We start from the raw sequence: 1,875 nt of genomic DNA, 5'->3' as shown, positions 1-1,875 counted from the left end.
GCGCCCTGCTGAGTGTCAGCTCTCGGGAGCAGCCGCGAACTCACGGACTCGGCCAATTGGCGACGGTCGATGCGACGCCACAAAGCGGACCGCCGAGTCGCGAGACTGATCCGAGGGCACCGGCGAGTCCCTGCATCGCCGAACCATCGTGGCGATCACCACGGTCTCAGGTGGCGTCGGCGCTCAAGCGAGGCAGCAGTTCCTGCTCGCCACTGTCGGTGACTTCCACGGCGCGACCGGCAGCGCGGCGCAGCCATCCTGCCTTGGTGAAGTGCTGGTAGATCTCGTCGGCCAATTGGCCAGCGAGGTGATCGCGGCGTTCTGACCAATCCAGGCAGCGGTACGCGAATCGGCGCCGTCCACTCGGCGAACCCGGATTCATCCCCAGACCTTGGAGCCACTGTATTCCAGCTTCGGTCAGTTCATAGCCGTCGGTCGCCGATGTCAGGCGTTCTTCGCGCTGAAGTGCATCGAACACCGTAACCGCCAGTTGCCCCGCCAAGTGCCCGTAGCAGCATCGCGCAAAGCGCAGGCGTTTGCGCTCAGGATGGGCCCACGCGCGGTCGTGTACATCGCGCTCCGCGATCAGCGCCAGGGCCTCCAGAGCATGCGCCACCTCGGCATCAGCCAGCCGGTAATACCGGTGACGGCCCCTGGGCTCGCAGACAACGAATCGAGCATCCAGCAACTGGCCCAGGTGCCCACTTGCGGTAGCCGGAGTCACCGATGCGGTCTTTGCCAGTTCGCTCGCGCTGGCGTATTCGCCTGACAGCAGGTAGGCCAGCATGCGAGAGCGCGCCGGGTCGGCCACGATGGCGGCCACTCTGGCCAGGCGAGGTTCGTGGGGCGTACTCATGGATGTCAGATTAGCGCGCTTTGCGAGTCCGACGGTGCCTGGTCGCGCGCAAGCATCCCGTAGTCGCGCACTACCGTGGCGACCCGTAGTCGGTAGCCCGCGAGCACATCGCTGCGGCCTTCCTGCTGAGCCTGGCGATGCATTCCGTGGCAGCGCCAGCTGCGCACTGCAGCTTCATCGCGCCAGAAACTCAGAGACAAGTATCGTCCCGGTCGTGCAAGGCTCTCGAACCGCTCTACCGAGATGAAGCCGTCGATGGACTCCAGATCGGCTTTAAGCGCAGCCGCGAGTTCGAAGTAGCGCGGCGCTGCACCGGGATGCGGATCCACTTCAAAGATGACCGCAATCACGGCGTCACCTGCCGCGCGACGTTGCGTGTCGTACTCACATCCTCGAGCCAAGTACGCTCCTCGCGAAGAATGAAGCGCTCGGACTGAGCGCGCTCAAAGTTGGCCCGCCCCTCGGCGTCGCTCTTGAGCGTTGCGCGGTAGCGCTCGTAGGCCGCCATGTCGTCGAAACCGATCAGACCCCAGGCCACATCGTTGCTGCCCTCGTGCGGCAGGAAGTAGCCGATAAGTTCGCCACCGCAGCGCGGAATGATGCGGCCCCAGGCTTCGGCGTAGCCCTTGAAGGCGTCGCGCTGGAAGGGGTCAATCTGATAGCGGATGAAGCAGGTGATGGTCATCGTGTGCGCTCATGGTCGGATGGATTGGAGTGCAACTGTGCAGCAGATGATGCGTGGGATGCTTCGGTCGAGGCCGAAGTGTGTTGAGCCCCGGGTCCCGAGGCGCGCGGGCTGTCGTTGGTCGGGGTCTGACGACGCCAGGGTCAGCTTCCGATGCCTGCGGCTGGCGCCTTTGGGTCGAAACCTCCAGGTCACCGACAGCGACAGCGGTCGTTCGATCAGCCTCGACAGGCCTCGGCGCGATCAATGTCGGCTGCAGGCACAAGAGCGGTCACCTCATTTGGCGGATCGGCGCAGGGCCGATGACCGCTACGCGGCGCACACCGTGCATCGA

At 64.8% G+C, this 1,875-nt stretch carries 3 protein-coding genes; all 3 read right to left on the bottom strand.

Annotated elements, in window-relative coordinates; genetic code table 11:
* Window positions 1-166 precede the first annotated feature (166 nt).
* The 3 genes from ACOVRJ_RS21370 to ACOVRJ_RS21360 are packed head-to-tail and all read right to left on the bottom strand — an operon-like array spanning window position 167 to window position 1,541.
* A complete protein-coding gene (locus tag ACOVRJ_RS21370) occupies window positions 167-856 on the bottom strand; it encodes an ArsR/SmtB family transcription factor (protein ID WP_422045838.1) in 690 nt (229 codons plus the stop codon).
* A 5-nt stretch (window positions 857-861) separates the two neighbouring features.
* Window positions 862-1,206, bottom strand: a complete 345-nt coding sequence (locus ACOVRJ_RS21365) for an antibiotic biosynthesis monooxygenase family protein (protein WP_422045837.1) — start codon at window positions 1,204-1,206, stop codon at window positions 862-864.
* Window positions 1,203-1,541 (bottom strand): NIPSNAP family protein, encoded by a 339-nt coding sequence (locus ACOVRJ_RS21360; protein ID WP_422045836.1) that lies wholly within the window; start codon window positions 1,539-1,541, stop codon window positions 1,203-1,205. Before ACOVRJ_RS21360 ends, ACOVRJ_RS21365 begins: the two co-directional genes overlap by 4 nt.
* Between the last annotated feature and the right edge of the window lie 334 nt (window positions 1,542-1,875).

The organism is Roseateles sp., from assembly GCF_049240545.1.
Taxonomy (GTDB): domain Bacteria; phylum Pseudomonadota; class Gammaproteobacteria; order Burkholderiales; family Burkholderiaceae_C; genus Paucibacter_A.
This window is presented reverse-complemented; position numbering and strand designations above follow the sequence as displayed.

Excerpts from the sequence above, each read along its gene's own strand:
- ACOVRJ_RS21360 (WP_422045836.1), bottom strand. The coding sequence starts at position 1,541 with ATGACCATCACCTGCTTCATCCGCTATCAGATTGACCCCTTCCAGCGC.
- ACOVRJ_RS21370 (WP_422045838.1), bottom strand. The coding sequence starts at position 856 with ATGAGTACGCCCCACGAACCTCGCCTGGCCAGAGTGGCCGCCATCGTG.